The sequence below is a fragment of the Roseiarcus sp. genome, assembly GCF_052145395.1.
Lineage (GTDB): Bacteria > Pseudomonadota > Alphaproteobacteria > Rhizobiales > Beijerinckiaceae > Roseiarcus.
Genome location: NZ_JBKQOT010000810.1, coordinates 1 through 5,354, shown reverse-complemented (window position 1 = coordinate 5,354; position 5,354 = coordinate 1). Strand labels below are relative to the sequence as shown.

The window sequence follows — 5,354 nt, the reverse complement described above, 5'->3', positions numbered from 1 at the left end:
CGCTTCAGAGAGCGCCTCGACGCAGGCGAGGCCGACGCTCCTCCCGCCGCCGGTCACGACCGCGACCCGCCCCTTCAGGTTGAAGCGATCGAGATACATCGCGCCCTCCGCACCGCCGCCGTCAGCTCATCCAATTGCCGCCGTCGACGTTGAGCGTCTGCGCCACGACATAGTCGCTGTCGGACGAGGCGAGGAACGCGGCGGCGCCGGCGTAGTCCTCCGGCAGCCCCATCCGGCCGAAGGGCACGGCCTCGCCGACCAGCCGCTTCTTCTCGCCGACCGCCCGGTGTTCGTACTTGGCGAACAGCGCGTCGACATGGTCCCACATCGGCGTGTCGACGACGCCCGGCGCGATGCCGTTGACGTTGATCCTGTACCTGATGAGGTCGAGCCCGGCCGACTGCGTGAGGCTGATCACAGCCGCCTTGGAGGCGCAATAGACCGCCACCAGCGCTTCGCCCCGCCGGCCGGCCTGCGAGGCCATGTTGATGATCTTGCCCCCCTGCCCGCGCGCGATCATGCGTCTGGCGACAGCCTGCAGGGTGAAGAACAGTCCCTTGACGTTGACCGCGAACACCCGGTCGAAGCTCGCCTCGGTCACGTCGACGATGGGCGCCATGTCGAAGATCCCAGCGTTGTTGACCAGAATGTCGATCCCGCCCCAGCGCGCGGCCACGCTCTCGACCGCCGCCTCGATCGAGGCCGCCTTCGTCACGTCGAGCGCGAGGGGGAAGGCGCGCGCGCCATGGCGCGCGGCGGTCGCCTCGGCGGCGGCGAGATCGACGTCCGCCACGGCGACCTGCGCCCCCTCGGCCGCGTAGCGGTCGACGATCGCCGCGCCGATGCCGCGCGCGCCGCCCGTCACGAGCGCGACCTTGTCCGTGAGCTTCGTCATCCTCTTCGCCTCAACGTCCCCGCCCGCGGTCCCCGCCCGCGCGATCCGTCAGCGCTTACGCCTTGCCTTCGAGATAGTCCCCGAGCGTCGCGCGCACGCCTTTGGTCCAGAGCGAGCCCAGCGCGGTCGAGAAGGCGGCGACATAGGCCGGGTTGTCCGCGAGTTCGCCGAAAATGTCGCGCATCGCGAGGAAGGCCCGGGGGTCGTCGCGCGCCGGCTTAGCCGCCGCCTGCAGACGGTCCCAGCTCGGATCGTTGGGCGGGATGACCTTGCCGCTCTCCGATTCGCCGGCGCAGTAGCGGCACCACATCGCCGAGACGAGGGCGAGGCCCTTGACGCTCGCCCCGCCCGCGAGCCGGTCGCGCACCGTCGGCAAAATGAATTTCGGCTGCCGGTTCGATCCATCGAGGCAGAGACGGCTAATCGTATCGCCGATCTTGGGATTGGCGAACCTCTCGGCGACCTTCTTGCGGTAGGCCTCGAGGTCGACCTGAGGCGGCGGCGGCACGACCGGAAGGACCTCGCGCTTCTCGAGCGTCTCGAGGAAGATCGGGATCTGCTTGTCCTCCATCGCCTCGTGGACGAAGTGGATGTCGAGAAGTCCGGCCGGATAGGCGATCGCCGCATGGCCGCCATTGAGGATGCGGCTCTTCATCAGTTCGTAGGGCGCGACGTCGGCGGTGAAGGTCACGCCGACCTTCTCCAGCGCCGGCCGGCCGGAGGGGAACCTGTCCTCGACCACCCACTGCCGGAACGCCTCGCAGAACACCGGCCAGGAGTCCTCGACGCCGTGGGACTCGCGAAGGATGGCGCGCTCCCGTTCGGTCGTGGCCGGGGTGATGCGGTCGACCATGGAGTTCGGGAAGGCGACGCTCTTGCGGATCCATTGCGCAAGCTCCGGATCGGAGAGCTCCGCGAGGCCCGCCACCGCATTCTCGGTCACGTGGCCGTTGCCGGGGATGTTGTCGCAGGACATGACGGTGAAGGGCGGAACTCCTTGGGCGCGCCGGCGCTTCAGCCCCGCCGCGATCAGGCCGAAGGCGGTCTTCGGCTGAGCGGCATGCTTGGCGTCGTGGACGATGTCCGGGTGGGCCGGATCGAAGCGCTGGGTCGCCGGCGAGATGTAGTAGCCGCCTTCGGTGACGGTCAGCGACACGATGCGGATCTCGGGCTTGGCCAGCCGCGACAGCATCGCCTCGACGTCGAACGGCGGAATGAAGTCGATCATCGCGCCGGTCACGCGCACGGTCGATTGGCCCGCCTCCTGCTCGACCACCGTCGTCAGCCAGTCCTGCGCCTCAAGTTTTGCCCGCATGTCGACGTCCGGCTCGCGGACGCCCGCGCCGACGAGCGCCCAGTCGTGATCGACGCCGATGTTGAACAGGTCGTCGAGATAGACCGCCTGATGGGCGCGGTGAAAATTACCGACGCCGATGTGCAGGATGCCCGGCTTGAGGTCGGAGCGCTGATATTTCGGCGCGGCGACGCCCGCCGGCAGGCGGGCCAGCGCGGCGATGGAGAGTTTGACGCTCATGATTTCCTGTCCACTGGTGTGAAGCGGCTGCCGTCAGTCGATGCGCCGGCCGTCCTTGTCGAACTTGTGCACGTTCACCTCGCGCGGGGTGACGAAGATTCGCTGGTCGACCCTCAGCGGCGCCTCCCCTTCGAGCCTCAGCGTCAGCGGGCCGATGCCGTCGCCCTCGGCGTGGATGAAGGTGTCGGAGCCGAGGTGCTCGGCGAGCCGCACGGTCGCGGGCCATTCGCCGGCTGTGGTGGAAATCTCGGCGTGCTCGGGGCGGATGCCGATGATCGCCGCGCCTCGTTTCTCGGCCGATGGCCCGCGGATGAAGTTCATCTTGGGCGAGCCGATGAAGCCCGCGACGAACAGGCCGTTCGGCCGGTTGTAGAGGTCGAGCGGCGTGCCAATCTGCGACACGGAGCCCTTGTCGAGCACCACGATCTTGTCGGCCATGGTCATCGCCTCGACCTGGTCGTGGGTGACGTAGATCATCGTGGTCTTCAGGACATTGTGCAGCTCGCCGATCTCGACCCGCATCTGCACGCGCAACGCGGCGTCGAGGTTCGAGAGCGGCTCGTCGAACAAGAAGGCTTTCGGCTCGCGCACGATCGCGCGGCCGATGGCGACGCGCTGGCGCTGGCCGCCGGAGAGCTGGCGCGGTTTGCGGTCGAGGTAGTCGGTGAGATTCAAGGTCGTGGCCGCCTTGCTCACCTTCCGCTCGATCACGTCGGCCTTCTCGCCTGCCATCTTGAGGGCGAAGGCGATGTTGCCGCGGACGCTCATGTGCGGATAGAGCGCGTAGGACTGGAACACCATGGCGAGCCCGCGCTTCGACGGGCCGACCTCGGTGACGTCCTTGCCGTCGATCAGGACCTCGCCGGAAGTCACGTCCTCGAGCCCGGCGATGAGTCTGAGCAGGGTCGACTTGCCGCAGCCCGAGGGCCCGACGAACACCGCGAACTCGCCGTTCTTGATGTCGAGATCGACGCCGTTGATCACGCTCACGGCGCCGAACGCCTTGCGGACCGACTTCAGTTGGATGCTGCCCATGGTCGCATTCTCCCTTTGCCGGCTAAAGCTTACTTGACCGCGCCGAAGGTCAGGCCGCGCACCAGCTGCTTCTGCGAGAACCAGCCGAGGATGAGGATCGGCGCGATGGCGAGGGTCGAAGCCGCCGAAAGCTTCGCCCAGAAAAAGCCCTCCGGCGCCGAATAGGAGGCGATGAAGGCGGTGAGGGGCGCCGCGTTCGAGGTGGCGAGGTTCAGCGTCCAGAACGCCTCGTTCCACGACAGGATGATCGCGAGCAGCATGGTCGAGGCGATGCCCGGCACCGCCATCGGCGTCAGCACGTAGGCGATCTCGTTGAACAGCGAGGCGCCGTCCATGCGCGCGGCCTCGAGGATGTCCACCGGGATTTCCTTGAAGTAGGTGTAGAGCATCCAGATGATGATCGGCAGGTTGAGCAGCATCAGCACGAAGCCGATGCCCCAAAGGCTGTCGAGCAGGTGCAGGTCGCGGAACAAGAGGTAGATCGGGACAAGCACGCCGACCGCCGGCATCATCTTGGTCGAGAGCATCCACATCAAGAGGTCCTTGGTGCGCTTGCCCGGGGCGAAGGCCATCGCCCAGGCGGCCGGAACGGCGATGAGAAGGCCGATGATGTTCGCGCCGACCGAGAGAACGATCGAGTTATAGGCGTATTTCAGGTAGTTCGAGCGGCTCTGGACCTCGACGTAGTTCTCGAGCGTCCAGTTGAAGAACAGGAACTTCGGCGGCATCGCGATCGCGTCGAGTTCGCTCTTGAAGCTGGTGATGAAGGTCCAGAGAATCGGGAAGAAGATCAGGAAGGCGACGAGCCAGGCCAGCGCCGTGACTCCGACCCGCTTGCCGACGGTTTGCTTCATGGCCATCGCTCAGCCCTCCAGGTTCCGGCCGACGATCCGCATCAGGAAGATCGCGACGATGTTGGCGAGAACGACTGCGACGATGCCCCCCGCCGACGCACTGCCCACGTCGAAGTTGAGCAGCGCCTCCTTGTAGACGAGGAAGGGAATGTTCGTCGTCGCGACGCCCGGGCCGCCCCCCGTCGTCACATAGATCTCCGCGAACACACTGAGCAGGAAGATCGTCTCGATCAGGATGACGACGGTGATCGCGCGGGCGATGTGCGGCAGCACGATATAGAAGAAGTAGGAGAACGCGCCAGCCCCGTCGAGCTGGGCCGCCTCCTTCTGCTCCTCGTCGAGCGACTGCAGCGCGGTGAGCAGGATCAGGCTCGCGAACGGCAGCCACTCCCACGAGACGACAATGATGACCGACAGCATCGGATAGTTGGTGAACCAGACGATGGGCTGGAGCCCGAACAGGCGCGCGATCCAGGCGAACAGACCCGAATCCGGGTTCATCAAGAGGTTCTTCCACACGAGCGCGCTGACCGTCGGCATGACGAAGAAGGGCGCGATCACCATTAAGCGCAGCGCGTTCAGCCCGAACACCGGCTGGTCCATCAAGAGCGCGACCAGAATGCCGCCGACCACGCTGATGACGAGCACGGAGGCGACGAGAATGAGCGTGTTCAAGAGCGCGGAAACGACATCCGGATCGGAGAGAAAGGCTGCATAGTTCTGCAAGCCCACGAAACCGGAGTTCTCGGCGTCAAGCAGGCTGTAGCGCAACGACGAGAAGTAGAGGGTCATCGCCAGCGGAACGATCATCCAGAGGAAGAGCAGGATGACCGAGGGCGCGACGAGCACGCGGGCTGCTGCGGAAGTCTGTTGGGTCGCCATGAAAGGCCTCCCGCTGGTCCGTCCTTCCCGGCTTCCCGGGAGACGGTTCAAGTCTAAGGCTCAAGGAGCCCGTCTTTAAAGGCGGACCGTGGGTTTTCCCGGCGGTCCGGCGCGCTCTTTGCAGCGCGGTCCGGCGGTCGTGTTTTGTTCGGGT

General features: G+C 66.1%; 5 protein-coding genes and 1 pseudogene. All 6 read right to left on the bottom strand.

Annotation, left to right across the window (positions count from 1 at the left end):
• Nucleotides 1-99, bottom strand: a pseudogene (locus ACLP25_RS27920) (3-oxoacyl-ACP reductase); the annotation flags it as partial.
• A 22-nt stretch (nt 100-121) separates the two neighbouring features.
• A complete protein-coding gene (locus ACLP25_RS27915) occupies nt 122-895 on the bottom strand; it encodes an L-iditol 2-dehydrogenase (protein WP_442472355.1) in 774 nt (257 codons plus the stop codon).
• Between the two features lie 55 nt (nt 896-950).
• Complete coding sequence (locus ACLP25_RS27910) at nt 951-2,429, bottom strand: mannitol dehydrogenase family protein (protein WP_442472354.1); 1,479 nt, start codon at nt 2,427-2,429, stop codon at nt 951-953.
• 33 nt (nt 2,430-2,462) lie between these two features.
• Nucleotides 2,463-3,464 (bottom strand): ABC transporter ATP-binding protein, encoded by a 1,002-nt coding sequence (locus ACLP25_RS27905; protein WP_442472353.1) that lies wholly within the window; start codon nt 3,462-3,464, stop codon nt 2,463-2,465.
• A 29-nt stretch (nt 3,465-3,493) separates the two neighbouring features.
• Complete coding sequence (locus ACLP25_RS27900; RefSeq protein ID WP_442472352.1) at nt 3,494-4,324, bottom strand: carbohydrate ABC transporter permease; 831 nt, start codon at nt 4,322-4,324, stop codon at nt 3,494-3,496.
• Between the two features lie 3 nt (nt 4,325-4,327).
• Nucleotides 4,328-5,200 carry a carbohydrate ABC transporter permease gene (locus tag ACLP25_RS27895; protein ID WP_442472351.1) on the bottom strand — a complete coding sequence of 291 codons (873 nt, stop codon included), beginning with the start codon at nt 5,198-5,200 and terminating at the stop codon, nt 4,328-4,330.
• Nucleotides 5,201-5,354 lie beyond the last annotated feature (154 nt).